This is a genomic window from Brevundimonas variabilis, assembly GCF_014199945.1.
Lineage (GTDB): Bacteria > Pseudomonadota > Alphaproteobacteria > Caulobacterales > Caulobacteraceae > Brevundimonas > Brevundimonas variabilis.
Window position 1 is genome coordinate 296007 of record NZ_JACHOR010000005.1, and the last position, 23139, is coordinate 319145.

At 65.5% G+C, this 23139-nt stretch carries 30 protein-coding genes and 1 tRNA gene; 14 read left to right on the plus strand and 17 right to left on the minus strand.

What is annotated here, in order from left to right; genetic code table 11:
• Positions 1-60: 60 nt before the first annotated feature.
• Genes GGR13_RS15025 through GGR13_RS15035 form a run of 3 tightly spaced genes read right to left on the minus strand, consistent with a single transcriptional unit; the run spans position 61 to position 1116 of the window.
• Positions 61-402 carry a hypothetical protein gene (locus GGR13_RS15025; protein ID WP_183214390.1) on the minus strand — a complete coding sequence of 114 codons (342 nt, stop codon included), beginning with the start codon at positions 400-402 and terminating at the stop codon, positions 61-63.
• On the minus strand, positions 399-854 hold the full coding sequence (locus GGR13_RS15030) for a hypothetical protein (protein WP_183214391.1): 456 nt from the start codon (positions 852-854) through the stop codon (positions 399-401). The genes GGR13_RS15025 and GGR13_RS15030 overlap by 4 nt, the downstream gene beginning before the upstream one ends.
• Positions 832-1116 carry a hypothetical protein gene (locus GGR13_RS15035; RefSeq protein WP_183214392.1) on the minus strand — a complete coding sequence of 95 codons (285 nt, stop codon included), beginning with the start codon at positions 1114-1116 and terminating at the stop codon, positions 832-834. Before GGR13_RS15035 ends, GGR13_RS15030 begins: the two co-directional genes overlap by 23 nt.
• Positions 1117-1348: 232 nt before the next feature.
• Between GGR13_RS15035 and GGR13_RS16805 the strand changes: the two genes are divergently transcribed.
• Complete coding sequence (locus GGR13_RS16805; protein WP_281380612.1) at positions 1349-1483, plus strand: hypothetical protein; 135 nt, start codon at positions 1349-1351, stop codon at positions 1481-1483.
• Positions 1484-1518: 35 nt separating this feature from the next.
• Here the strand turns inward: GGR13_RS16805 and GGR13_RS15040 are convergent, their stop codons facing one another.
• Both GGR13_RS15040 and GGR13_RS15045 read right to left on the minus strand, forming a co-directional pair.
• The gene (locus GGR13_RS15040; protein WP_183214393.1) at positions 1519-2547 is read right to left on the minus strand and encodes an acyltransferase family protein; all 1029 of its coding nucleotides are present in this window, start codon (positions 2545-2547) and stop codon (positions 1519-1521) included.
• A 157-nt stretch (positions 2548-2704) separates the two neighbouring features.
• Positions 2705-2881, minus strand: coding sequence for a YegP family protein (locus tag GGR13_RS15045; RefSeq protein ID WP_183214394.1), 177 nt, complete (start codon positions 2879-2881; stop codon positions 2705-2707).
• A 102-nt stretch (positions 2882-2983) separates the two neighbouring features.
• Between GGR13_RS15045 and GGR13_RS15050 the strand changes: the two genes are divergently transcribed.
• Entirely contained in the window at positions 2984-4021 is a 1038-nt protein-coding gene (locus GGR13_RS15050; RefSeq protein ID WP_183214395.1) for an acyltransferase family protein, read from the plus strand.
• Between the two features lie 244 nt (positions 4022-4265).
• Here GGR13_RS15050 and GGR13_RS15055 read toward each other — a convergent pair whose 3' ends face one another.
• Together GGR13_RS15055 and GGR13_RS15060 are read right to left on the minus strand one after the other, a co-directional pair.
• Positions 4266-4922, minus strand: a complete 657-nt coding sequence (locus tag GGR13_RS15055) for an SGNH/GDSL hydrolase family protein (protein ID WP_183214396.1) — start codon at positions 4920-4922, stop codon at positions 4266-4268.
• Positions 4923-4960: 38 nt separating this feature from the next.
• Positions 4961-5031: transfer RNA gene (locus GGR13_RS15060), tRNA-Gly, on the minus strand.
• Positions 5032-5360: 329 nt separating this feature from the next.
• On the opposite strand from GGR13_RS15060, the gene GGR13_RS15065 reads away from it, so the two are divergent.
• Together GGR13_RS15065 and GGR13_RS15070 are read left to right on the plus strand one after the other, a co-directional pair.
• Positions 5361-6869, plus strand: coding sequence for a hypothetical protein (locus tag GGR13_RS15065; RefSeq protein ID WP_183214397.1), 1509 nt, complete (start codon positions 5361-5363; stop codon positions 6867-6869).
• Positions 6870-6945: 76 nt separating this feature from the next.
• Positions 6946-9615 carry a TonB-dependent receptor domain-containing protein gene (locus GGR13_RS15070; protein ID WP_183214398.1) on the plus strand — a complete coding sequence of 890 codons (2670 nt, stop codon included), beginning with the start codon at positions 6946-6948 and terminating at the stop codon, positions 9613-9615.
• A gap of 64 nt (positions 9616-9679) precedes the next feature.
• On the opposite strand, the gene GGR13_RS15075 is transcribed toward GGR13_RS15070, so the two are convergent.
• Positions 9680-11341 (minus strand): thiamine pyrophosphate-binding protein, encoded by a 1662-nt coding sequence (locus tag GGR13_RS15075; RefSeq protein ID WP_183214399.1) that lies wholly within the window; start codon positions 11339-11341, stop codon positions 9680-9682.
• Between the two features lie 151 nt (positions 11342-11492).
• Here GGR13_RS15075 and GGR13_RS15080 point away from each other — a divergent pair, with 151 nt between their 5' ends.
• Complete coding sequence (locus GGR13_RS15080) at positions 11493-11885, plus strand: YidB family protein (RefSeq protein ID WP_183214400.1); 393 nt, start codon at positions 11493-11495, stop codon at positions 11883-11885.
• Here GGR13_RS15080 and truA read toward each other — a convergent pair.
• From truA to GGR13_RS15100, 4 genes are read right to left on the minus strand one after another with little or no spacing between them, the layout of a single operon-like run.
• On the minus strand, positions 11875-12621 hold the full coding sequence (gene truA, locus GGR13_RS15085) for a tRNA pseudouridine(38-40) synthase TruA (RefSeq protein WP_183214401.1): 747 nt from the start codon (positions 12619-12621) through the stop codon (positions 11875-11877). The genes GGR13_RS15080 and truA overlap by 11 nt on opposite strands.
• Positions 12621-13562, minus strand: coding sequence for a methionyl-tRNA formyltransferase (gene fmt / locus GGR13_RS15090; protein WP_183214402.1), 942 nt, complete (start codon positions 13560-13562; stop codon positions 12621-12623). Before fmt ends, truA begins: the two co-directional genes overlap by 1 nt.
• Before the next feature lie 36 nt (positions 13563-13598).
• Complete coding sequence (locus tag GGR13_RS15095; protein ID WP_183214403.1) at positions 13599-13829, minus strand: hypothetical protein; 231 nt, start codon at positions 13827-13829, stop codon at positions 13599-13601.
• Positions 13829-14431, minus strand: coding sequence for a peptide deformylase (locus GGR13_RS15100; protein ID WP_183214404.1), 603 nt, complete (start codon positions 14429-14431; stop codon positions 13829-13831). The genes GGR13_RS15095 and GGR13_RS15100 overlap by 1 nt, the downstream gene beginning before the upstream one ends.
• Positions 14432-14578: 147 nt before the next feature.
• On the opposite strand from GGR13_RS15100, the gene GGR13_RS15105 reads away from it, so the two are divergent.
• Both GGR13_RS15105 and GGR13_RS15110 read left to right on the plus strand, forming a co-directional pair.
• Complete coding sequence (locus GGR13_RS15105; RefSeq protein WP_183214405.1) at positions 14579-15082, plus strand: hypothetical protein; 504 nt, start codon at positions 14579-14581, stop codon at positions 15080-15082.
• Between the two features lie 117 nt (positions 15083-15199).
• On the plus strand, positions 15200-15397 hold the full coding sequence (locus GGR13_RS15110; protein WP_183214406.1) for a hypothetical protein: 198 nt from the start codon (positions 15200-15202) through the stop codon (positions 15395-15397).
• Positions 15398-15400: 3 nt separating this feature from the next.
• Here GGR13_RS15110 and GGR13_RS15115 read toward each other — a convergent pair whose 3' ends face one another.
• The 3 genes from GGR13_RS15115 to rplU all read right to left on the minus strand — a co-directional run bounded on the left by GGR13_RS15115 (position 15401) and on the right by rplU (position 16979).
• On the minus strand, positions 15401-15934 hold the full coding sequence (locus GGR13_RS15115; RefSeq protein WP_183214407.1) for a GNAT family N-acetyltransferase: 534 nt from the start codon (positions 15932-15934) through the stop codon (positions 15401-15403).
• A 174-nt stretch (positions 15935-16108) separates the two neighbouring features.
• A complete protein-coding gene (gene rpmA / locus GGR13_RS15120) occupies positions 16109-16396 on the minus strand; it encodes a 50S ribosomal protein L27 (RefSeq protein WP_183214408.1) in 288 nt (95 codons plus the stop codon).
• A 28-nt stretch (positions 16397-16424) separates the two neighbouring features.
• Complete coding sequence (gene rplU, locus GGR13_RS15125; protein WP_183214409.1) at positions 16425-16979, minus strand: 50S ribosomal protein L21; 555 nt, start codon at positions 16977-16979, stop codon at positions 16425-16427.
• Between the two features lie 230 nt (positions 16980-17209).
• Here rplU and GGR13_RS15130 point away from each other — a divergent pair, with 230 nt between their 5' ends.
• On the plus strand, positions 17210-18526 hold the full coding sequence (locus GGR13_RS15130) for an SAM-dependent methyltransferase (protein WP_183214410.1): 1317 nt from the start codon (positions 17210-17212) through the stop codon (positions 18524-18526).
• Positions 18527-18656: 130 nt separating this feature from the next.
• Here GGR13_RS15130 and GGR13_RS15135 read toward each other — a convergent pair whose 3' ends face one another.
• Positions 18657-19979 (minus strand): ABC1 kinase family protein, encoded by a 1323-nt coding sequence (locus GGR13_RS15135; protein WP_183214411.1) that lies wholly within the window; start codon positions 19977-19979, stop codon positions 18657-18659.
• 94 nt (positions 19980-20073) lie between these two features.
• Between GGR13_RS15135 and GGR13_RS15140 the strand changes: the two genes are divergently transcribed.
• The 6 genes from GGR13_RS15140 to GGR13_RS15165 all read left to right on the plus strand — a co-directional run bounded on the left by GGR13_RS15140 (position 20074) and on the right by GGR13_RS15165 (position 22794).
• The gene (locus GGR13_RS15140) at positions 20074-20241 is read left to right on the plus strand and encodes a hypothetical protein (RefSeq protein WP_183214412.1); all 168 of its coding nucleotides are present in this window, start codon (positions 20074-20076) and stop codon (positions 20239-20241) included.
• A complete protein-coding gene (locus GGR13_RS15145; protein WP_183214413.1) occupies positions 20234-20998 on the plus strand; it encodes an SDR family oxidoreductase in 765 nt (254 codons plus the stop codon). The genes GGR13_RS15140 and GGR13_RS15145 overlap by 8 nt, the downstream gene beginning before the upstream one ends.
• Positions 20998-21399 carry a dihydroneopterin aldolase gene (locus GGR13_RS15150; RefSeq protein ID WP_183214414.1) on the plus strand — a complete coding sequence of 134 codons (402 nt, stop codon included), beginning with the start codon at positions 20998-21000 and terminating at the stop codon, positions 21397-21399. The genes GGR13_RS15145 and GGR13_RS15150 overlap by 1 nt, the downstream gene beginning before the upstream one ends.
• An 80-nt stretch (positions 21400-21479) precedes the next feature.
• A complete protein-coding gene (locus tag GGR13_RS16705; RefSeq protein WP_246347898.1) occupies positions 21480-22028 on the plus strand; it encodes a hypothetical protein in 549 nt (182 codons plus the stop codon).
• A 10-nt stretch (positions 22029-22038) separates the two neighbouring features.
• The gene (locus tag GGR13_RS15160) at positions 22039-22422 is read left to right on the plus strand and encodes a hypothetical protein (protein ID WP_183214415.1); all 384 of its coding nucleotides are present in this window, start codon (positions 22039-22041) and stop codon (positions 22420-22422) included.
• Between the two features lie 81 nt (positions 22423-22503).
• Positions 22504-22794 carry a GNAT family N-acetyltransferase gene (locus tag GGR13_RS15165; protein WP_183214416.1) on the plus strand — a complete coding sequence of 97 codons (291 nt, stop codon included), beginning with the start codon at positions 22504-22506 and terminating at the stop codon, positions 22792-22794.
• On the opposite strand, the gene GGR13_RS15170 is transcribed toward GGR13_RS15165, so the two are convergent.
• A complete protein-coding gene (locus tag GGR13_RS15170; RefSeq protein ID WP_183214417.1) occupies positions 22791-23105 on the minus strand; it encodes a hypothetical protein in 315 nt (104 codons plus the stop codon). The genes GGR13_RS15165 and GGR13_RS15170 overlap by 4 nt on opposite strands.
• Between the last annotated feature and the right edge of the window lie 34 nt (positions 23106-23139).

The following is a 23139-nucleotide window of genomic DNA, read 5'->3' on the forward strand; positions in this document are numbered from 1 at the left end:
GGACCAGGCCGACACATCGCTTAAGTGCCAACGGGGCGCCGTGTCGGCCTGGTCTGATCTCTAGTCGCGCGCCTCGATCGACACGCTGCCGACGCCGGCAGATGCGCTGACCTTGCCGATCCATGGTGTGGCGAAGGCCAGGACGACGACCGGGATGCAGCCGAGAGACAGAAGCCCCATCCAGCCGAGGAAGTGGATCCGCAGATAGGCCACGTTATCCGGCCAGGCTTTGAAGGTCAGGATGATGATGATGGCCGCGCCGAAGAGGCATGGGACGGCCAAAGCCAGCGCAATGGCCACAAACGGGCCCCTGGCGGGCTTGGTCAGCGTCGCGGCATCCGGAGTGCCCGGGCCCATCACCATGGACGCCACGGTGTCCGCAGCGCGTTGAGCTTCGGTCACGATGCGGGTCCGGTCATGGTGACGACCGCAGCCGTAATGGTGGCCTTCTCGACCGACTCCATCGACGCTTGGCGCTCGCGCATTTCCTTGATCCGGGCGACATGATCGCCAGCCTTGTCCGGTGCCATTTCCAACAGCATCAGCAAAGCGTCCAGGCACTGCGTCAGGTTGTTGATCCGATGCCGGTCTACGGCCCTCTCGGCGTCGTGAGCTCTTCGTTCATCGTCTAGTCGACGCTCCAACGCCTCGACACGCTGGCGCAAGCTGTCGTTATCCTGAGCGCGCGCCGCAAGCAGGCTGGTCTCCCGCTCGCTGGCCAGCTTCGCCATGATCGGCCGCAGCCGGACGAAGAACCCCAGAAGGATGACTAGGACACCCCAGCCCCAGGGCGCGCGTTCGAAGCTCGACGCAACAGTTCCGCTCAAAGCATCAAGCACGGCGACCTCGCCCATAGGAGTGACCAAGAAACAGGGTGAAGATCGCCACGGCGATGTCGGCCAGCAGCAGCCCGATCATGGCCGCGTCTGATGCGAAGTCGCCATGCAGCAGGCGGCGTCCGAGGAAGCCCATCATCAGCGCGGCGACCAGCAGGGCGTGAAGCCGGGCAGGGTCGTTCCGGTGATGCTGTTTGACGTACATCCGCCAGACGGAAGGAGCCATGTAGAGAAACACCGCTCCCCAAGACAGGAAGGCGGCCGCAAATAGCCAGGCCATGATCGACGGCTCCGTAAGGCACAGGTTGGGCGGGGAAATTTTCGCGGACGTGACGCGGCGCAACAATTGATAGTTGCAGGATCGTCACTCGTTCTCAGGGAACATACCGCCGGTAGGGGACTTGAATCGTTCTCACTGGGCAGTCTGCCCAGCCTCACCCGGTGAGAGGGCGGCTCGGCACCAGTGCCGAACAATAGGGCCGGGCCGCCCAACCCGTTGTGGAGCGCGCCCAATGGACGACAAAGAAGACGAGCTGCCCCGCCCTCAGTCCAAGCTTTTGACCTACCTGCTATTCGTAGCAGTCGGCGCACTGACCATGGCGTTCTGGGGAGCGGTTATCTGGCTGTGCATAAGGGCAATGCACTGATCGAAGCCGATGATGGCCTTGTCGGCTCGAAAAACTTAGGAGGCGGGTAGGGGCGATTTGCGGCTTCTTGCTGCAAACCAGGCCTGAATTGGCTCATCGACAAATTTCATCGCCAGCCAGCTCACGCTGAATATGACGCCGAACCAGGCTACACACAGCAAGGGTGCCGGGACACCTGATCCGAATGCCTTCACCGTCAGTGCCTTCAGGAAGAAGATCAAAGGCAAGTGAAGTGCGTAGACCGGATAGGATAAGTCACCCAGGAACTTGGCCACACGCTCCAGTCCGGTTGGTAGGCGAGAGAAGATTCCTACCCAAAGGATGACCGGCAGGACGAAAATCGTCAGCGCCAAATCAGCGTACCAGCGCCACTCTAGAAAGGGCAGGGTCGCGCCTAGCACGACTGCGGGCAAAGCGAGGACAACAACTGGCCAAGGCGCACCGATCGCTGGGAGCCACCCCTTGCGGCTCAGCCGAAACAGAAAGACGCCGATGAAAAACCCGAACGCGCCTCTGGCAAACGAAGCGAGATAGGTCTCTCGCGTGACGCCAAGGCCTCCAATGCCGTAGTAGTTCACAGCAGCAATAAGGATGCCGCCGGAAAGCACCACGATAGCTAGCAGGCGAGAAAGGGTTAGCCATTTCGCCAGCCGGAAATGGATCGCATTGACAACAAGCTCGATGAGCAGGGACCATTGAACATTGTTGAGATCAAAGACCTGGCCAGCGACCCACAACGACGGAATGAACAGGAGTTGAGCGATGAGCCGAAGCTCCGGTGTGGACGTAGAGAAGACGCCGACAGTGGCCGCTAGGAACCCTAACACTGCTCCAAGCGCAATGAGCGGGTAGAGCCGCACCAGACGAATAGCCGCGTACTCTCGAGGCTTGAGGCCGGCCAACATTCGATGCTCATAGGCACGCGCGATAACGAAACCGCTGAGCATGAAAAAGAAGTCCACGCACAGATACATGTGCTGCAAACTGTCCGAGCCGAGAAAAGCAATGGCCTGAATATGGCCAGCGACAACGAGAATTGCCGCGACGCCCCTGAGAGCATCCAAGGCCAATATTCTTCGGGCGAGCATGAAAACCTTGGGGATGGGAGCGTGCCCAGCGCTATCTCGTGCAGGTTGGACCGTCAATCACGGTCATCATCTGAAATGCCGGCCCGACAGTAACATGCTCACCGCCCATGACGGGCTCCTTTCGTTGTGGGGGTTAAGAGGGCTCGGCCAGGGTGGACCGGACGAGATCGAGCGCGTTGAGCAGATCTGCGCGGTTCGTGTACCCCTCGCCGCCGTTGGCGATGACGCGACCATTCTTAGCCACGATCCGCCAGCGCCACTGTTTGCGGAGCGACAGGCCGCGACGGCCCTCGTAAATTTGAAGGGTCATGGCAGGCTCCACTTCGCTTAAGGCGCGAAGGTCCGATACGAAAATGATCCGCAAACCATCGCTAGGGTTGCGTCTGGCCGGTCGCAGAGGCATGCGGTGCGGATGACGGCAAACGCAACTAATCATACGCATCGCTTTGGCACGCTCGACGGGTTACGCGGCCTCGCGGCTTTGGCCGTCGTGATGCAACACAGCACGACCGACTGGCTCACGCCTGCGAGGGGCGGCCTGGCCGTCGATCTCTTTTTTATCCTGAGCGGGTTCGTTCTGGCCTTCAGTTACCAGTCCCGGCTTCAAGGCCTCCGGGACTTTGCGCCATTCATCGTTAGGCGGGTCATAAGGCTATACCCACTGTATCTATTTGGTCTGGGGCTTGGAGTTTCGGCCTACCTTCTGACCTCGATCAGCGATGGTTCATTCTGGCCCACCCAAATGATCGCGGCTGCCGGGCTTAACGCTGCTTTCTTGCCCGTTCCGCCGGATCTCGCACCGGGGGGCATCTTCGTGTTCCCCTTCAACCCACCAGGTTGGTCGCTTTCGTGGGAGATGTTCATCAGCATCGCGTTTGGGTTGGCCGCGCCGTTTCTGTCAAACCGGGTACTCACGGCAATCTTGGGGGTTTCAGCCATCGGGCTGTGTTGGGTGATACTCAGCTATGGCAGCAATGACCTTGGGTCCTACTGGACAACGTTTTGGTTTGGCAGCTTGCGCGTTATCTGGGGCTTTGCATGCGGCGTTGGCCTGTACCGCTTGTTTAAAGCTGGCCGTCTGCCGAAAGAGATCAGGGGACTCGGCCCAATCGCACTGCTGATTCTGCTGTTTGTTCCAATGCCAGACGACATTCGCCCGTTCGTCGAACTTTCTGTAGCCCTAGTCGGTCTGCCGCTTATCGTAGCTTTCTCGACGGGACCCTCTGCTGGACGCGTCCTTAACTATCTCGGCCGGATATCCTTCGCTGTTTACATCGTTCACTGGCCAATCAATGTCGCGCTTCAACACTTCGATTTGGACCGGGGAACACTTCTTTCGCTTCTGATCACTCTGCCCGTGGCGGCTATTTTGGAAGTAGCCGATGAAGCATTTCGAGCAAGGCTGACAGCGCTAGTGTTCAAACGCCGTCAGCCCCAGGCGGCGACTTAGATCTCTTATGAGTGCGGGCAAATAGCAGGGCCATGCTAAGTTGCAGGGTTAGAAGCTGTCAGGCACTGTAACAGCATGAACCGCGACTCCCGCACGGGCCCTTGGACACCTAAGCCGAAGAAACCCTTTGACGAGATCCGTCGCCGGTTCATCGCGTTCTGGGCTCGGGAGACATCGGGCATGTCATGCATTCACGGTCCGAAAGAATGCGAGGAGTGCGAGAGCGCCCGCCAATGGTAGCGGACTACATCGCCAGAATAGCAGCCGCCTGAAGCGCGCCGATGTCAGCGTAGAATTGGCGGTTGGGGTGAACGGTGTTGTCAGCCGTACGGGCCGCAACTGTCGCCCACTCGCCGAACGCTTCCCGTAGATCACAGTAGGCAACGTTCATGCTGACAGCCGTAGCCAGGGCCGCAGCACGCCATTCGTTCTGAATGGCCAGCGAGCTAAAGGTTGTCGGGTTGGCAGCATTTGAGTTGACGATCAGCGCGTCACCCGTCAGCCGCGCCTTCGTGATGATCGCGGCGAGGTTCGCCTGGAACTGGGTGGAGGTCACACCAGAGTTGTTGTCATTGAGGCCCAAGCGAATGATCGTCAGATCGGGCGCATCGAAGCCGAGGCTGTCGTTGTTCAATCGAGCATTCCCGACGGCCGCTTGATTGGTTGATGTCGCGCCGCCGCTGCCATGGTTGATGAAATGAATGCCCGGCGTTGCGCGGTTGTAGCCCCGGATTGAGCGGAGAAGGGGAACACCTGACCCTTGGGCCATGCGAAGAACATGGGCGCCAACGCTCGCGGTGCGGATGGTGATGCGGCTGAGACCGTCCCCGTTCGGCATCGTGACGTTGTTGCCAGAGATAGTGCAGCCAGGGGCGGTGATGTCGCTGGCACTGTAAAACAAGGTGTAAAACAGCGGGGTCCATTGGACCTAAGTGCTTGAGCGGGCGGCGGGAATCGAACCCGCACGAAAAGCTTGGGAAGCTTTCAGGCTACCACTACATCACGCCCGCGGAAGCAGGATCAGACTAGCGGATCGCGCGGCGGGCTCAAGCGGCATCTGCGCGCGGCGGGCTCCGCAATCTGTGACGGGACCGCTTCTGAAGGTCCGGCTTGTCAGAATAGTGTACCGTAGACGGAAAGTATTCCTCTGCCGCACACAGACTTTCACAAACAAGACCCTTTCTTGTCAGTCCGTCCGGTAACGGATCATCTGTCACAAACTGTCGGTTTTCTGTCATTCGTATATCGCAAACCCGCCCTAAAGCCGCCCGAAGGGGTCGCTGAGTTGTGTCAGACCGATGCGCGGCGTCCCGACCATTTCAATGCGAGGGACTGTCCGATGCTTCGACTGACCAAGGTACTCATGGCCGGTGCGGCCGTTTTGGCGCTGGCCGCCTGCGGCTCGGCCGAAGTGGCTTCCCCCGGTGAAGGCGACTTCGGCGGTGGCGGCACGACGCCGCCCGTCACGCCGCCCGTCACGCCGCCGGTCACGGGTCCTGCCGCTGACTGCCCCACCGGCCTGTTGAACGCCGGTCTGGTTGCCAACGGCAGCCTGCGCGTCTGCCAGCTGCCTTCGGACATCACCGGTAACCTGACCCTCTCGGTCCGCGCCGGCACGATCTACTCCATCAGCGGCCGCACCCAGGTCGGTATCGACCGCGGCATCGACACGGCCTCGACCACCGGCAGCCAGGGCGTGCTGACGATCGATCCGGGCGTGCGCATCTTCGCCTCGGGCGGTTCGGACTATCTGATCGTCAACCGCGGTTCGCAGATCTTCGCCGAAGGCACCGCGACCAACCCGATCATCTTCACAAGCCGCCAGAACGTCGAAGGCACCACCAGCCTGACCTCGCAAGGTCAGTGGGGCGGTCTGGTCATCGCCGGTCGCGCACCGCAGGCCAACTGTCAGCTGACCGCGCCGGTCACCTGCACCGGCCAGGTCGAGGGCACGTCGGCCTTCTACGGCGGCAACACCCCGACCGACAACTCGGGCCGCATCCGCTACGTCCAGATCAAATTCTCGGGCTTCGAAATCTCGACCGGCAACGAGCTGCAGGGCCTGACCATGGCCGGCGTCGGTTCGGGCACGACCGTCGAGTTCGTCCAGGTCCACAACTCTTCGGACGACGGCATCGAAATCTTCGGCGGCAACGTCAACCTGCGCCGCATCGTGATCACCGGCGCCGACGATGACGCGTTCGACACCGACACCGGCTGGCGCGGGGGTGCCCAGTTCGGCATCGTGACCCAGCGGGCCCCGAACTCGACCAGCCGCTCGGCCGGCTTCGAGTTCTCGGCGGCCCCGGCGGCGACCCCGCTGGCCACGCGCTACAACGCGCGTCCGCAGATCGCGAACTGGACCCTGGTCGGCCGCAACTCGCCGATCGACGCCCACACCGTGGCCCACTTCGACACGGGTACGGCTGCGACCGTCCTGAACTCGGTGTTCACCAGCCAGGCCGGGTCGGTCGCGGGCTGCCTCGACATCGCCGACGCCGACACCCAGACCGCCGGCACCAATTTCCGCTCGGTCTTCATGTCGTGCGGCATCTCCTACCGCCCGAACAACGCGGCCCGCTCGACGGCCGTGTTCACGACGGCTCCGAGCGTCGGCAACACCGCGCTGGGCACCTCGACCCTCACGGCTCCGACGGCAGGCGTGACCATCACCAACCAGGCGCTGAACTTCATCAACGGCGCCAACGAAACGGCTGTCACGCCGGTCAACGCGGCCGCCGTCTATCCGTTCTTCGTCACCACGACCTACATCGGTGCCGTCCAGAACGCTGCCGACACCTGGTACACCGGCTGGACCTGCGGTCTGTCGGGCAACACCACCTGCTGATCAGGGAAATGCGGAGGAGGGCACCAGCCCTCCTCCGGCTTTTCGCATTTCCTTTGACCCCTCCGAGGCGCTGATCATGAAGACCCACACCCTGACCCTGACCGGGATCCTCCTGGCCACCAGCGCCCTGATCGCGCCGGGCTATGCCCTGGCCCAGGACGCCGTCCCACCCACGGCCCAGACCCCGGCCACCCAGGCGCAGGACGCCGAGCCCGAGGCCGAGCCCGAAGTCGAGACGACCGTCGACGAGATCGTCGTCCTGGGGCGCTTCATCCCCGAGCCCAACCGCGAAAGTTCCGAGGTCGCCGCCTTCCTGACGTCGGAAGATCTGGAGCGGACCGGCGATTCGAACGCCGCGGCGGCCCTGACCCGCGTCACCGGCCTGACGGTTGTCGAAGGGCGCTTCATCTATGTGCGCGGCCTTGGCGAGCGCTATTCGTCGGCCCTGCTGAACGGCTCGCCCCTGCCCAGCCCCGAGCCGCTGCAGCGCGTCGTGCCGCTGGACCTGTTCCCGTCCAACATCCTCGAGAGCGTTACAGTTCAGAAGACCTATTCGGCCAACTATCCGGGCGAGTTCGGCGGCGGCGTGATCGATCTGCGCACCATCGACGCCCCCAACGAGCCCTTCTTCAGCCTGTCGACCTCGCTCGGCGGCAACACTGAAACGACCGGCAAGGAAGGCCTGATCTATTTCGGCGGCCGCACAGACTTCCTGGGCTTTGACGACGGCACGCGCGACGTCCCCGGTCCCCTGGCCGTGGCCTTTGCCTCGGGCAACCAGGTCATCACCGGCCAGAATTTCTCGGCCGCCCAGATCGCCCGGATCGGCCAGTCACTGGTCAATGCCCCGCTTCGCCTGCTTCAGGAAGAGAAGACCCCGGTCAACGTCGGCTTCAACATCGCTGGTGGCCTGTCCTCCGAGACCGGCCTGGGCACCCTGGGTCTGATCGCCGTGGCTGGCTACGACAACAGCTGGAGCATCCGCAATGCGGTCCAGCAGGAAGCCAATTTCGAAGGCAATATCCTGGTCCCGACGACCGACTTCGACGTCCGCTCGAACCAGAATGACGTCCAGTCCAACCTGCTGGCCGCCATCTCGCTGTCGAACCTCGACCACGAGGTGAAGTGGACCAATTTCTACGTCCGCAACACGACCAAGGAAACGCGGTCCGAGGTCGGCTTCGACCAGCAGGCGGGCAACACCATCCGTCGCGACTATACGGAATGGTTCGAGCGCTCGCTGTTCTCGACCCAGCTGGCCGGCGAGCACAGCTTCATGGACGGGGCGCTTGAGATCGACTGGCGCGGGGCGTTCTCGACGACCGAGCGCAACTCGCCGTACGAGACCCGCTTTGAGTATGGGATCAACGCCGCCGGTGACTTCATCCACCGCGACTCGAACCAGATCTCGTTCAGCGAGCTGACCGATGACATCGTCTCGGGCGGCGCGGACGTCAAATACACCCTGGCCCTGTCGGATGCCCGCGAGGCCATCTTCACGGTCGGCGTGGCCGGGTTCGACAACACCCGCGACGCCATCCGTCGCGACCTGAACTTCCGCGCCGTCGGTTCGCTGACGGACGAGCAGCGGGAATCGCGCGTCGACTTCCTCTACTCCGACTTCAACCTGAACCCGACCACGATCGAGCTGCGCGAAGTGACGGGCGGCAACGGAGCGGCGGCCTATGATGCCCAGCTGCAGGTCAATGCCATCTATGCCCAGGTGGATGCCGAGATCATTCCCCTGGTGCGCACCACGATCGGCGTTCGCTTCGAGGATGGCGAGCAGACGGTCACGACCCGCGACCTGTTCGGCAATGCGGCCCCCTTCGCCCCGACCCGGATCGAAGAGCAGTATTACCTGCCGTCCTTCACGGCGACCTGGAACTTTGCCGAAGACCAGCAGCTGCGTCTGGGCGCGTCCCAGACGATCGGCCGCCCGCAGTTCCGCGAACTGGCTCCGCAGTCCTATACCGACCCGGAGAGCAACCGGACCTTCTTCGGCAACCCCTTCCTGGTCGATACGGAAATCCTGAACCTGGATGCCCGCTACGAGTGGTTCTTCGCCCGACAGCAGTATCTGACGGCCGGCGTCTTCTTCAAGGATCTGGACAAGCCGGTCGAGTCGACGATCGTCCTGCAGGGCGACAGCCGCCAGCAGTCGTTCCTGAACGCGCCCAAGGCGACGATCTTCGGGGCCGAGCTCGAAGCCAAGAAATTCTTCGAATTCCCGGAGAACACCTCGACCTTCATCGCGAACAAGCGCTGGCTGGTGCAGGCCAACTACACCTATTCGAAGTCCGAGGTTCAGGTCGAGACGGGGGACACCGTCCTCTCGCTCGGCGGTGGCGGTGTGCCGGAACCGGCGAGCTTCTTCATCGAGGACGGCAGCCGTCTGCAGGGTCAGTCCGAACATGTCGCCAACCTGCAACTGGGCTGGGAAGACGACACGGCGCGGTCCCAGGCAACGATCATCGTAAACTACGTCAGTGAGCGGATCACCGCCCGCGGTGCCGGTTCGGCGGGTTCGCGCGAGCCGGACTACATCCAGGAGCCGGGCGTCACCCTGGACTTCGTCTATCGCAAGGATTTCACGGTCGGCAATCGCGACCTGGGCTTCGGTCTGGAGTTGCGGAACCTGCTGAACACCGAGTTCGACGAATACCAGGAGCTCGGCAACAAGATCCTGATCAACAACTACGAGACCGGTACGTCTGGCCAGATCAGCCTGACCGCCCGCTTCTAGACTTCGTTTCCTCCCGCCGACTTCACGGCCGCTCCCGCAAGGGAGCGGCCGCTTTCTTTTGCGGCTAGCGGTTGCGCAGGCCGGTGATCGTCCGGTTCGGGGCGATGTCCTCGGCCGACGTGATCAGGTGGACGACCGCAGGGCGACCGGCGGCACGCGCACTGGCCAGGGCCGCCGGGAAGGCTTCGGTCGTGTCGCAGCGGATGCCGAATGCGCCGAATGCCTCGGCATATTTCACGAAGTCGGGGTTCCTGAGGTCCGTCGCCATGACCCGCTCCGTGCCCGGATAATGCGTCTCCTGATGCATGCGGATGGTGCCATAGGTGCCGTTGTCGACGACGATGGTCACGACATTGATCCCGTGCTGGACGGCCGTGGCCAGTTCCTGCGATGTCATCATGAAGTCGCCGTCGCCCGCCACGCAGATGACTTCGCGGTCGGGATGGACCGACTTGGCGGCGATGGCGGCCGGGAAGCCATAACCCATCGCCCCTGATGTCGGAGCCAGCTGGGTCCGGCAGGCGCGATGCCGATAGAAGCGGTGAAGCCAGGCGGCGAAATTGCCTGCGCCATTGGTGACGATGGCGGTCGGGGGCAGAACCTCGCCCAGATGCGCCATGCATTCGCTCATGTTGACCGCGCCGGTGACGTCGACCGGGGTCGAGAAGGCCTGGTAGTGATCGTGGGCCGCGCGCGCCTCCTCATGCCAGGTCCGGCCGGGATCGATCCCGGCCAATGCGTGGGCGGCCAGAGAATTGTCGGCGGTCGCGCTCAGCAGCGGGGTCCAGACCCGTCCCAGCTCCTCGGCACCGGGGTGGATGTGAACCAGCGTCTGCGCCGTGTGGTCCCGCGTGAACAGGGTATAGCCCTGGGTCGGGTTTTCGCCGAGCCGCGCGCCGACCGCGATCAGCAGATCGGCATCCTTCGCCCGCTGCATCAGCGCAGGATTACAGCCCAGTCCCAGGTCCCCGGCATAGTTCGTCCGGGCATTGGACAGGATGTCCTTGCGCCGGAACGACAGGGTCACGGGCAGGCCGAGCCGCTCCGACCAGTCGCCGATCGCGGCGGCGGCGTCCTCGGTCCAGCCGGATCCGCCCAGTACCAGCAGGGGCCGTTCCGCCTTTGACAGCCGCTCGGTCAGAGCCGCGACAAAGGCAGGGTCCAGTCCGGCCCGTGCGCGCGTGACCGCACGGACGGGGGCTGGGCCACCGTCGTCATGCAGGATATCTTCGGGCAGGGCGACGACCACGGGCCCCATTCGTCCCTGCAGCGCCGTGGCAAAGGCCCGCTCGACGATCTCGACGGTCCGGTCCGCCTGTTCGATCTCGGTGGCCCATTTGGCCAGGCCGCCGAAGACCTCGCGATAGTCGACCTCCTGAAAGGCACCCCGCCCGCGGTCGGACGAGGCGATCTGGCCCACGAACAGGATCATCGGGGTCGAGTCCTGATGGGCCGTATGCACGCCGATCGAGGCATGGGTCGCCCCCGGCCCGCGCGTGACCATGCAGACGCCCGGCTTGCCGGTCAGCTTGCCATAGGCCTCGGCCATGTTGGCGGCCCCGGCCTCGTGGCGGCAGGTGACGACCTGGATGCGGTCGCGGACATCGGCAAGGGCATCCAGCACCGCCAGATAGCTTTCGCCCGGAACGCAGAAGACGCGATCGATGCCATTGACCACCAGGGTCTCGACGATGCGGCGGGCGGCGGTGTTCGGCGGCTGTGTCATGGGCAGCCGATTAGCAGATCAGGCCGCGCCTTGGCCATGGACGGCGCAAAGCCGGGGCTCACTGCCGTCTCGGTCCGCCTGGCGTTTTTTGACGTGAAAGCGTTGCCTTGTGCGGGCAAGGTAACCGCTCAAACGGTGATGGAGCAGGACTATGGGACTTCTGGATGGCGTACTGGGCAGCCTTGGTGGCGATGCCGCTGGCGGGATCGGCGAGCTGCTGAACAGCCAGGGCGGCGTGGCCGGGCTGGCCGAAAAGTTTGGCCAGAAGGGACTGGGCGACCTGGCCGCCACGTGGATCGGCACCGGTGCCAATGCCAATATCTCGCCGGAACAGATCGCCGCCGTGCTGGGCTCGGGCCCGATTGCGGATTTCGCTGCGCGTGTGGGAATCTCGCCGGAGCAGGCTTCCGAGACCCTGGCCGGGCTCCTGCCCGAGGCCGTCGACCGGCTGACCCCGAACGGCCAGGTGCCGGACGTGAGCGGGGTCCTGGACCAGTTGCCCGGTGGACTGGGCGACATCGTCAGCAATTTCCTCAAGCGCTAGGGTAGGTCACGCCGGTCAGATACAGGCCGTCGGACGGCGCGACCGGGCCACAGGCCGTGCGATCCCGCGCAGCCAGGGCCTGTCTCACGTCGTCCGGCGTCCAGCGCCCGAGACCCACCTCGACCAGGGTGCCGGCCATCGACCGGACCTGCCGGTGCAGGAAGGACCGCGCCTCGAACGCCAGATGGACCTCCTCGCCGACCCGGATGACGCGCGCCACATCCAGCGTCTTCTCAGGCGACTTCGACTGACAGGCCAGGTCGCGGAAGGTGGTGAAGTCGTGGTGGCCGATCAGGTGCATCGCCCCGGCCTGCATGGCTTCGGCGTCCAGCGCCTTGCGCACATGCCAGACCCGCCCCCGCTCCAGCGCCGGGCGGCCGGGCCGGTTCAGGATGCGGTACAGATAGGCTCGGCCCGTCGCCGAGAACCGCGCATGCCAGTCGTCGGGCACGACCGCGCTGTCCAGCACGGCCACGCCTTCCCGGACCATGTGGGCGTTCAGGGCGTTCATCACCGTCTCTGCGGGCCAGTCGCGATCGAGATCGACATGCACCACCTGTCCCGTTGCATGCACCCCGGAGTCGGTTCTGCCGGCCGCTGCGATGCGCACCCTCTGGCCGCAGAAGGCGGTCACGGCGGTCTCGATCACGCCCTGGACGGTGGGCAGCCCGTCCTGCGCCTGAAACCCGGCATAGGGCCCGCCGTCGTATTCGATCGTCAGCCGATACCGTGGCATCAGGTCCGGCCTGCACCCGCCGGATCGAGGACCGTGCCGAGGGGCAGAGCATAGCCTCTCAGAAACTCGTCCGGGGCCTGGGCCGCCTTGCCCTCGCGCTGGACCCGCAGCAGCCGCACAGCCCCGCCGTCGCCACAGCCGATCAGCAGGTCATCGTCGAGCACCGTGCCTGGAGCCTCGGGACCCGCAGGACCCATCGCAGACATCAGGGCCTTGATCCGCGTGCCGTCCGGTCCCTCGAACCAGGCCCCCGGAAAGGGTGCCAGGCCCCGGATGTGGGCGTCGATCTCTGCCGCAGGTCGAGCCCAGTTGATCCGTGCTTCGGCTGGCGTGATCTTCTTGGCATAGGTCGGTTCGCCGACCTGTTCGGTCTCGGTCACCCCGCCGCGCTCGATCGCGGCCAGGGCCCGGGTCCACAGGGTGGCCCCGATCGTGGCCATCCGCTCCGACAGGCTGGCCGCCGTGTCGTCGGGCCGGATCGGCAGCACTTCCGACAGCAGGATCGCGCCTTCGTCCAGCCCTTCCGACATCCGCATGATCTGGACGCCGGTCTGCGCGTCCCCGGCCATGATGGCCCGCTGGATCGGAGCCGCCCCCCGCCAGCGCGGGAGCAGGGATCCATGCAGGTTGAAACACCCCAAACGCGGGGCATCCAGCACGGCGGGCTTCAGGATCTGGCCATAGGCGACGACGCAGGCGGCATCGAGATCCAGGCTCTGGAACGTCGCGATCGCCTCTTCGGCCTTCATCGACTCCGGCGTGAAGACGGGCAACCCCATGGCCTCGGCAAAGGCCTGAACCGGTGACGGCGTCAGCTTCTGCCCGCGGCCCTTGGGACGCGGCGGCTGGGAATAGACGGCCACGATTTCGTGTCCCGAGGCGATCAGCTCGGCCAGAGACGGCACGGCAAACTCGGGGGTACCCATGAAGGCAAGGCGCATCACGGCGTCTCCGGTAAAGAGGGGAAGGACGTCGCGCTAGACCGGGTCGCTCCAGCGGGTGGTGACCCCACCGCCCTCATCCCATTCGCCACCGGCATCCAGGGCATCGTCGAAATCCATCAGGCGGTCGATGATCACCCCGACCACCAGCCCGAGCACCGCCACGCCCACCAGGGTGGCGACGCTGCCGATCCCCACCTTTTCGGACCGGGTCAGGCGACGCCGGCCGTCGTGACCGATGATCCGGCTCTTCCCGACGCGGGCCATCAGGCGGCTTCCCGGGTGCGCATGATCTTCTTCACCTTGGTCATGGCCCGGTCGCGACGCAGCCGCGACAGGTGGTCGATGAACAGCACGCCGTTGAGATGGTCGAGTTCATGCTGGAAACAGACGGCGTACAGCCCCTCGATCTCTTCCTCGATCCGGACACCCTCGCGGTCCAGATAGGCGACCCGGACGCGGGCCGGGCGTTCGACCTGGTCGAAATACTCCGGGATCGACAGGCAGCCTTCCTCGTAGATGTAGAGCTCGTCCGAGGCCCACAGGATCTCCGGATTGACGAAGAAGCGGGGATTGGGGTGCCGCGCGCTGTCTTCCGTCCCGGCTTCTGTTCCGGCTTCGGACTCTGACACGGCTTCGGCTTCGTCTGCCGGTGCGGGGCCATCGCCCAGGTCCATGACCACCACGCGACGCAGGTCGCCGATCTGGACAGCGGCCAGGCCGATGCCCGGCGCGTCGTACATGGTCTCGAGCATGTCATCCATCAGGACGCGCACGTCGGCGTCCACCGTGTCCACGGGACGGGAGACCTGTTTCAGGATGCCCAGGTCGGCGGTGTTGTCGATGGTGAGGATACGTCTGACGGCCATGACGTTCAGGTAGGCTGCGGGACTGCGCGGGTCAAGATTTCCGGCCCGCGACCACCCTTGGGCTTGACCTCGGGGCAGGGCTTGGGTTGATGTCCGCGACCGTTCTCCGCCGTTCAGGGAGCCCGGCCCTTTCCAGGGAATATCCGTATGTTCAAGCGTTCCATTCTCGCCGTCGCTGCATTGGCCAGCACGCTGGCCGCCTGTGCCACAGCGCCTTCCGGCAGCCCGTATCCGGTGGCGCCGGCGGCCTTCAACACGGCCGATTTCGCTTGGTCGCAGCAATCGGGCCGAGCCGCCATCGATGGCCGCATCGCGTTCAACCTGCGGGGCGAAACCTATAACTGTACCGGGTCCGTCGTCCTGACCCCCGATACCCACTATACGCGCCAGCGGTTCAACACCCTGTACGGATCCGTCAACCGGGCTGCGATCCCCGAGCCGATCGTGCGGGCCCGCAATGTGCCCGACCCCAACGCCGATTACCGCACCTTCGTGCGTCAGGAGCGGTGCACGGACAACCAGTTCCGCATCGCCGACTTGCCGAACGGCAGCTGGTTCCTGATCGCCACGGTCAGCGCGGGGGCCGAGCGGATCGTCCTGATGCGCCGGGTGGAGACACGCGGAGGAAGGACCCTCGCGGTCACGCTCTGACGGATAATCAGAACGCGGATCGTTCATCGACCCGTGATCGCCTTTGTTCGGCCTCAACCGGCGTCCCATTGGGACATGCGTTCCGAACATGGGGCGCGATGGTCGGGGAGCGCGTTCATGTCCCAGCACAATATCGTCGGATCAGAAGCCTTTGATCGCGAGCCCTTCGTCCTGATCCGCTCGGTCAGGAATGGCGGCATGCGACGCCGCCGGAGCCGTATGGCCCTGGCCTTCATGGCCGGTGCTGCGGCTGCGCTGGTGGGCGGGCTTGTCACCGCCGTCGTCGTGTTCGGGCCTGCCCTCGGCGTCGCCTGACCTTCAGGCCAGCCACACCATGCGGCGGGTCCGGACAGGCGCATTGCGCGCCTGGCTGAAATTCTTGCGGACCTCGCCAGTGTAGAGAAAGCCCGCCTTCTCGAGCACTCGCCCCGACGCGGGATTGTCTTCGAAATGCCCCGCAACCAGCGCCCGTCGCTTCCAGCGCCGTGAGGCCCAGACCAGAGCGCCCTCGAGCGCTTCGGTGGCATAGCCGCGGCCCCAGAAATCGCGTCCGATCCAGTAGCCCGTCTCGGGGGTCGGATCGCCGTCCTCGAACATGCCGATCACCCCGACCAGCCCGTGGTCCTCGTGTTCGATGACGAAGGTCGAGGCCCGGGCAGGGTCCTGACCCGCCACGGCGACGACGAAGGCCTCGGCATCTCCCGTTCCATAGGGATGCGGCATGCGCAGCGTCATCCCGGCCACAGCAGGGTCGTTGGCCATGGCGGCGATGCGGCTGCAGTCCTGCATGTCGGGTGCACGCAGCAGGAGTCGCCGCGTCTCGATGACGGGTGAGGTTTCGATCACGCACATGGACGCTGAACTCCCGACTTTCGCGTCCACCTCCTTGGCAATCAGGGCTCGGGCGGACTTCGAGACGGGGAAACGCAAACGGGGAGCCTGGTGATCCAGACTCCCCGTGGAATATATTCCCTGGTCCGGATCGGCTGCGTGGTGTGCAGACCGATCCTTGGCGGGGAGGTCGGTCTACTCGGCGGCGGCGGCCATCGCCTGGTCGTCATTCGCCGGAATGATCGACACGAAACAGCGACCCTTGGCCTTTTTGGTGAATTTCACCGCGCCGGTTTCAAGCGCGAACAGGGTGTGGTCGCGACCAAGGCCGACGTTCTCGCCGGGGTGGAAGGTCGTGCCGCGCTGACGCACGAGGATGTTGCCGGCCAGCGCACGCTCGCCGCCGAACTTCTTCACGCCGAGGCGTTTCGACTCGGAGTCGCGACCGTTACGCGACGAACCACCGGATTTCTTGTGAGCCATGGTGTGTCTCCCGTCTCTCTATCTATGCTTACGCTTCGTCGGCCGAAGCGTCGGCGGCGGGTTCAGTCTTCGTGGCAGCCTTCTTGGCCGGAGCCTTTTTGGCCGCGACGGGCGTCTCGGTGGCTTCGGCGGCGACTTCAGCCTTGGGAGCCTTGGCCGGCTTGGCCTCGACCTCGGTCGTCTCGACACGCGGGGCCAGGCCGCGGGCGCGGGCGTTGATCTCGGCCTTGGTCATCATGTTGACCTCGCCGTCCCACTTGGCGCTCTCGCCGGAGCCTTCGATGCCCATGATCTGCAGGACCGATTCCATCTGGCGATGGCCGTTGGTACGGCGATAGCCCTGACGGCGGGTCTTCTTGAAGATCTTGACCTTCTCGCCCTTGCGGGTCTCGATCAGGGTCGCGGCAACCGACGCACCCGAGATCAGGGGGGCACCCAGGGTCACACCCTTGTCGCCGCCAAGCATCAGGACGTCGCCGAACGAAACGTTCGCACCTGCGTCGCCATCGAGCTTCTCGACAACGATGACGTCGCCCGGTTGAACCCGGTACTGCTTGCCGCCGGTCTTGATCACCGCGTACATATTGAGCCTCAGCGTAAACGCAAAAAAGAATGCGCCCGCCGGGAGACCCCGCGGGCGAAGAGCGGCGACATATACGGAGGGGTGTTCCCGAGTCAACGGAAAACCCGTCCGGATCGGGTCGAAAAGCCGCTTTGCGGGTCGAAACCGGACGAAGCCTAGCCCTGATTTGTCCCATCGTGCAAAGACGGGCCCGACCGACCGCCGCACTCCCGTCCAGACGAGAACGCTCCATGACTGCCGACGCCGACCGCCGACTGCCTGCCGCGCGCCGCATCATCGCCCATGTCGCGGACCTGCTTCGGGCGGACCTGTCTGTGCGACTGTGGAACGGCGAGGTCCTGCCGCTGGGCCCCGATGCCCGCGACGATATCCAGATCGTCATCGCCCGGCCCTCGGTCGTGCGCCGCCTGCTGCTCAAGCCAGGCCTGATGACACTGTTCGAGATGTTCGCCTCGGGCGACCTGCGGGTCGAGGGCGGCAGTCCGCTGGAGGCCGCCGATCGCTGGGACCATGGTCGCGCCGTCCATCTGGCGAAACGTGCCGACAAGATGATGGTCGCGCGAGAAGCCGTCCCCTTCCTGCTGGGTGGCTCGGACGACACAGCGACCCAGCTGCCCGCCTGGGATGCCACGGGCGATGACGGCGTCGGTCGCGACAAGGGCGCTCGCCGGGACCAGGACTTCATCCAGTTCCACTATGATGTCGGCAACGATTTCTACGGCCTCTTCCTGGATCCGCGTATGGTCTATTCCAGCGCCTATTTCACAAGGCCGGACGCCTCGCTGGAGGAGGCCCAGGCCGAGAAGCTGGACCGGATCTGCCGCAAGCTTCGGCTCCAGCCGGGTCAGCGGCTGCTGGACGTGGGCTGCGGCTGGGGCGGGCTGGCCTGCTGGGCCGCCGAGAACTACGGGGTCAATGTCCACGGCGTGACCCTGTCCCAGGCCCAGCTCGATCATGCGCGGGCGCGGGTCCGGCTGCTGAAGCTGGAGGACCGCGTCACCCTGGAGCTGAAGGACTATCGCGAGGTCGACGAGCCGGGCGGCTACGATGCCATCGCCCAGGTCGAGATGTTCGAACATGCCGGCTTTGCCAACCACGAACGCCACTTCAACCAGATGCACCGGCTGCTGAAGCCGGGCGGGTTGTATTTCCACCAGGCCTCGGTCCGGCGCGGCGGGCGCGATGCGATCCGGCCGACGGCCACGACCCGGGTCATCACCCGCTTCATCTTCCCCGGCGGCGAGCTGGACACCATCGGCATGACGGTCACCAACCTGGGCCGGCTCGGGTTCGAGACGCTGGATGTCGAGGACATGCGCGAGCATTTCGAGCTGACCCTGCGCGAATGGACCCGGCGCCTGTATGAGAACCGCGAGGCTGCCTACGAGATGGTGGGCGAGGCGCGGGCCCGGCTGTGGCTGATCTATTTTGCGCTGTTCGCCAAGGGTTTCGAGCGCGGGTCGGTGCTGGTCTACCAGACCGTCGCCCAGCGCCGCCGCCCGGGCCCCAGCGGCCTGCCGCTGGATCGCAAGTCACTGTACCTCTAGCCGCTCATCCCGGCGAAAGCCGGGACCCGGCGCTTTGGGCAAGCAGATGCTCGGATCGGACACCGGACCCCGATCCCGCGCATGGTACCACGCGAAGGCACTGGGTCCCGGCTTTCGCCGGGACGAGCGGTCAGATGTAGGCCTCAAGCATGGCCCGCACATCGACCCTTGCCCTGAGCCGGCTGGCCAGCAGATAGACCCCGCCGAATTTGCGCTGCAGGAACAGGGTGTCGATCGGCGGCACGTGCCAGAAGCTGCGGTCCTGGGCCAGCGCCATGCCCTGCTCGCGCAGGGGGGTGGTCAGTCCGGTCTCCGAGAAGTCGAACGGGCCGGGCCGGCGCAGCGGCTCCATCGCCAGATCGAACAGCGCCATGGCCTGGTCCTGACGTTCGGCATCGGCATCCGCCGCGAAGAAGCCGATGTCGAGCGCAGCCCGGCGCGCGGCCTCGCGATCCGCCGTGATCCCGGCCCTCAGCAGACGGCGATAGCCTTCGACGATGGCCGGCGGCAGGTCTCGCGCCGCCCCGAAGTCCAGCAGCACGATCTGGCGCGTGACCGGGTCGTACAGATAGTTCGCGAAATTGGGATCGGTCTGCATCAGGCCGAACTCGAACAGCTCGCGCAGCAGCAGCTGGACCAGCAGGGTCACGACCCGGTCGCGCTCTTCCTGTGACGCCTCGGCCAGGGTCTCGATCGGCACGCCCGCGACATGGGACATGGCGAGCACCGTTGGCCGTGTCAGATCGGCATGCAGCGCCGGCACCCGGAAGTCCGGCGCATCAGCCAGCAGGGCCCCGAACCGCGCTAGATACCTTCCCTCGCGGTCGTAGTCGGCCTCCTCGTGCAGCTGCCGCTTGGCCTCGGACAGGATGGCGGTGACATCCAGCGTCTTGGGCACCACGCCGGAGACCCGCATCAGGGTGGCGATGTTGTCGACGTCGCTGTCGATGCTGTCGCGCACGCCCGGGTACTGGACCTTGATGGCCAGGTCGCGCCCGTCGATCGTCCGGCCCCGGTGGACCTGACCGATCGAAGCCGCGGCCATCGGGGTAAAGTCGAACGTCTCGAACCGGTCTTCCCACCCGCGGCCCCAGCGGCGGTTCAGGGCGGCGCGCAGCTGGACCTCCGGCATGTGACGCGCGTCGGACCGCAGCCGCGCCAGGATGTCGGCCAATTCGGGCGGCAGCATTTCGCCCGCGTCCATCGACAGCAGCTGCCCGACCTTCATCGCTGCCCCGCGCAACTGGGCCAGCTGTTCGGTGACCCGGATGGCATTGGCGGGCGTCATCAGCAGGTCGCCCACCGTGGGCCGCTTGCCCTGCGACAGCTGTCTTGCCCCGTCGGCCAGCATGGTCCCAGCAATCCCCGACGCCAGCCCGCCGAATTTGGCCAGCCGCGCCAGCCGCCCGCTGGGCACGGCCAGACCCTGAAGGGGAGGACGGACAGGCGGCAAGGGAATGGTCCTGTTCAAGGGCTCGCGCCACTCTGGGCGCGCCCCGTAACACTAGGGCCTCCCGAAGCCTGAACCATGCGACACGAGCGCCGGTGTGACCCTGTCGACCGTGCCGCGCCGACCGCCCCGCTTGAACCGCGGCGCATCCCGGCTTATTGCGACAGCCGAACAGGAGCTTCCCATGCTGGCCCTCTATATCATCCTCGGTTTCGTCGCCGTTCTCGCCCTGATCAACTTCATCGAGTTCGGCCGGGTTGACTGACACGCGTCCGCGTCCCGGCGCGGCCCTCGTCACCGGGGGTGGCAAGAGGATCGGGCGCGCCATCTGCCTGAAGCTGGCCGAGGCCGGTTTCGACGTCGCCATCCATCATCGCGGATCGGACGGGGCTGCCGAGGCGGTCGCCGTCGAAGTGCGCGCGCTCGGACGGCGGGCGGCGGTGGTCGAGGCGGATCTGACCGACGAAGCCCGGGTCCGCGACCTGGTCCCTGCCGCCATTGCCGCGCTCGGGCCGCTGGCCGTGCTGGTCAACAATGCCTCGGTGTTCGAGGACGACCGGATCGGCACCCTGGCGCGCGACAGCTGGGACAAACATATCGAGACCAATCTGCGGGCGCCGCTGGTCTTGTCCGAGGCCTTTGCCGCCCAGGCCCCCGACGGCTCCGCCATCGTCAATCTGCTGGACCAGCGGGTGCTCAAGCCGGACCCCCGTTTCTTTTCCTATGCCCTGTCGCGCAATGGCCTGTGGTGGGCGACGCGGACCCTGGCCCAGGCCCTGGCTCCGCGCATCCGGGTCAATGGCGTCGGTCCCGGCCCGACCCTGCCGTCGATCCACCAGACCCAGGCCGATTTCGATGCCGAGGCGGCGGCCGTGCCCCTGCAGCGCGCCGGCAGTCCCGAGGCCGTGGCCGAAGCCGTCACCTGGCTGGTGGGCGCCGCCCTCGTGACAGGGCAGATGATCGCCGTCGACGGGGGCCAGCATCTGGCCTGGCAGACCCCCGACATTCTGGATGAAGCGTGATGACCTCCCCCAAGGCTGGCCTGGCCGCCTTTCCGACCCTGACGTCCGCCCGGCACGAGGGGCTGACCGTCTTCGTGCGCGGCCTGGCGATCGAGGCCGGGATCGGCATCCATGACCACGAGATCGGCCGTCTCCAGACCCTGATCATCGATGTGACGCTGGAGATGGGGCCCCAGGCCGTGACCCGGCTGGCCGACACCGTGAACTACGAGACCATCGCCGAGGCCGCGCGCGCCATCGCCGCCGAGGGTCATATCGGTCTGGTCGAGAGCTTTGCCGAGCGGCTGGCGCTGGCCGTGCTGGCGGACGAAAGGGTGCGCCGGGTCATCGTCCGGATCGAGAAGCCTGGGGCGCTGGACGGGGCCGTGGCCCCCGGCTGCGAGGTCGTCTTCGGCCGGTGACGGTTGCGCCGGACGACCGGCCCGGCCATTGTTGATCTGTCCAACCCGATCTGCCGCAGGCGCGGCCCATGAGGCATTCGATGGCCGAACCCGGCGATCACGACGATCTTGACGACCAGATCGGCTTCGCCTCGGCAGCGGCGCTGGCCGGTCGCACGCGCGAGCCCGTCGCGCCTGCCGCGTCCGAGCCCCAGCCCCTTCCGGCCTGGGCCGTGGAGACCCCGGTCTTTGCAACAGCCGCCCCCGCCAGCCCGGTGCGCAAGGCGTTCGGGCGCGCAGACGCCCGGCCGGTCGCCTTGCCGGAGGGGGCCGTGGGCCTGTTCGCCATCTATGTGCTGATCCTGTTTGCCGTGCCGACCTTCGGGGTTTCGGCCCTTCTGGCCCTTGCCTCCGTCATGACGCGCCGGCCGCCGGAACAGGATCTGGCTGCGAGTCATTTCATCTACCAGAAACGCACCCTGCTGACGGCAGCCGGGGCGGCCGTGCTGGGCGTGCTGCTGATCGTGATCAACCTCGGTGTCTTCGTCCTGTTCACGATGGCCGTGTGGGTCATGGTGCGCGGCGCGGTCGGGGTGTTCCGGCTCAAGGCGGGCCAGCCGATCCTCAAGCCCCTGGGCTGGTGGATCTGAAGGAGGCGACATGACCAACGAACCGATCTTTCAGCCGGGCCGGGACGGGCAGGGCAAGCCGGCCGCCCTGATCGCCTGGGTGCTGTATATCCTGTCGATCCCCAGCGCGAACGTTCTGGTCCTGGTCGGGCTGGTGGTGGCCTATGCGGGACGCGGCTCGGCGACGGGGCTGGCGCGCCAGCATCTGGACGCCCAGATCGTGCTGTTCTGGTCGGTGTTCTGGTGGACCATCGCCCTGTGGGTGCTGATCGCCATCAGCGTGGCCATGTCGTTCGTCCTGATCGGGATCCCGTTCCTGATCGTCTTCTGGGTGCTGTGGTTCCTGCTCAGTGTCTGGTTCACGGTGAAGAGCGTGATCGGTCTGCTGAACCTGGTTTCAGACAAGCCTGCGTGATCGCGGGAACAGTGGATGCGTCGACGGGTTCAGGGCGGATGACCCCTTGCGGGTCGGCCTTGTAACGGCGGGAGATTCCCCATGAGCGATCTGCGCGACGTGACTGCGAAACAGCGTTTCGAACAGGGGTTCACCGACGCGGCAGGAACGATGCGCGTGGTCCATGCCGATTACCGCATCGACGGAGACACCCGTGCCATCCTGCACGTCGAGGCCGATCCCGCACTGCGGGGGTCGGGCGCAGCGGGCCAGTTCATGCAGAGCCTGGCAAACCATGCGCGCCGCGAGCAGATCCGGCTGCAGCCGCACTGCAGTTATGCCGTCGTCTGGTTCAAGCGCCACCCGGAAGCAGGCGACGTCCTCGCGACCTAGCGGTTGACCCGCGACATGATGGCCTCGAGCGTCTCGGCCTTGGCCGTCAGCTCCTCGGACAGGCGCGCGGCCAGTTCCCGGGCCCCGATCGCATAGGCATCGCCGCCATTGGCGATCTCGGCGGCCAGGGCAGCCGCAGACAGCAGGGTCGCTTCCAGCTGATCGACCTGTTCGGCGGCCAGGGCCTTGGCCTCGGCCTGCAGCCGTTTCACCCGCTCTGCGGTGGTCACGGGCGCGCGCATCAGGTCATAGACCTCGCTTTCCGGCGAGATCAGCCTCAGGGGGTTATCGGGCTTGGCATTGGAGGTCATGGGCTTTGGGTCCTCTTGGTCAGGTCAGGATGGG

Coding starts and splice junctions, on each gene's coding strand:
- fmt (WP_183214402.1), bottom strand. CDS start 13,562: ATGCGCCTTGCCTTCATGGGTACCCCCGAGTTTGCCGTGCCGTCTCTG.
- GGR13_RS15165 (WP_183214416.1), top strand. CDS start 22,504: ATGAGCGATCTGCGCGACGTGACTGCGAAACAGCGTTTCGAACAGGGG.
- GGR13_RS15095 (WP_183214403.1), bottom strand. CDS start 13,829: ATGGCCCGCGTCGGGAAGAGCCGGATCATCGGTCACGACGGCCGGCGT.
- GGR13_RS16705 (WP_246347898.1), top strand. CDS start 21,480: ATGGCCGAACCCGGCGATCACGACGATCTTGACGACCAGATCGGCTTC.
- truA (WP_183214401.1), bottom strand. CDS start 12,621: ATGCCACGGTATCGGCTGACGATCGAATACGACGGCGGGCCCTATGCC.
- GGR13_RS15100 (WP_183214404.1), bottom strand. CDS start 14,431: ATGGCCGTCAGACGTATCCTCACCATCGACAACACCGCCGACCTGGGC.
- GGR13_RS15030 (WP_183214391.1), bottom strand. CDS start 854: ATGGGCGAGGTCGCCGTGCTTGATGCTTTGAGCGGAACTGTTGCGTCG.
- GGR13_RS15035 (WP_183214392.1), bottom strand. CDS start 1,116: ATGGCCTGGCTATTTGCGGCCGCCTTCCTGTCTTGGGGAGCGGTGTTT.
- GGR13_RS15050 (WP_183214395.1), top strand. CDS start 2,984: ATGACGGCAAACGCAACTAATCATACGCATCGCTTTGGCACGCTCGAC.
- GGR13_RS15045 (WP_183214394.1), bottom strand. CDS start 2,881: ATGACCCTTCAAATTTACGAGGGCCGTCGCGGCCTGTCGCTCCGCAAA.
- GGR13_RS15080 (WP_183214400.1), top strand. CDS start 11,493: ATGGGACTTCTGGATGGCGTACTGGGCAGCCTTGGTGGCGATGCCGCT.
- GGR13_RS15160 (WP_183214415.1), top strand. CDS start 22,039: ATGACCAACGAACCGATCTTTCAGCCGGGCCGGGACGGGCAGGGCAAG.
- GGR13_RS15115 (WP_183214407.1), bottom strand. CDS start 15,934: ATGTGCGTGATCGAAACCTCACCCGTCATCGAGACGCGGCGACTCCTG.
- GGR13_RS15075 (WP_183214399.1), bottom strand. CDS start 11,341: ATGACACAGCCGCCGAACACCGCCGCCCGCCGCATCGTCGAGACCCTG.
- rpmA (WP_183214408.1), bottom strand. CDS start 16,396: ATGGCTCACAAGAAATCCGGTGGTTCGTCGCGTAACGGTCGCGACTCC.
- GGR13_RS16805 (WP_281380612.1), top strand. CDS start 1,349: ATGGACGACAAAGAAGACGAGCTGCCCCGCCCTCAGTCCAAGCTTTTG.
- GGR13_RS15150 (WP_183214414.1), top strand. CDS start 20,998: ATGACCTCCCCCAAGGCTGGCCTGGCCGCCTTTCCGACCCTGACGTCC.
- GGR13_RS15110 (WP_183214406.1), top strand. CDS start 15,200: ATGTCCCAGCACAATATCGTCGGATCAGAAGCCTTTGATCGCGAGCCC.
- GGR13_RS15070 (WP_183214398.1), top strand. CDS start 6,946: ATGAAGACCCACACCCTGACCCTGACCGGGATCCTCCTGGCCACCAGC.
- GGR13_RS15065 (WP_183214397.1), top strand. CDS start 5,361: ATGCTTCGACTGACCAAGGTACTCATGGCCGGTGCGGCCGTTTTGGCG.
- GGR13_RS15105 (WP_183214405.1), top strand. CDS start 14,579: ATGTTCAAGCGTTCCATTCTCGCCGTCGCTGCATTGGCCAGCACGCTG.
- rplU (WP_183214409.1), bottom strand. CDS start 16,979: ATGTACGCGGTGATCAAGACCGGCGGCAAGCAGTACCGGGTTCAACCG.
- GGR13_RS15130 (WP_183214410.1), top strand. CDS start 17,210: ATGACTGCCGACGCCGACCGCCGACTGCCTGCCGCGCGCCGCATCATC.
- GGR13_RS15170 (WP_183214417.1), bottom strand. CDS start 23,105: ATGACCTCCAATGCCAAGCCCGATAACCCCCTGAGGCTGATCTCGCCG.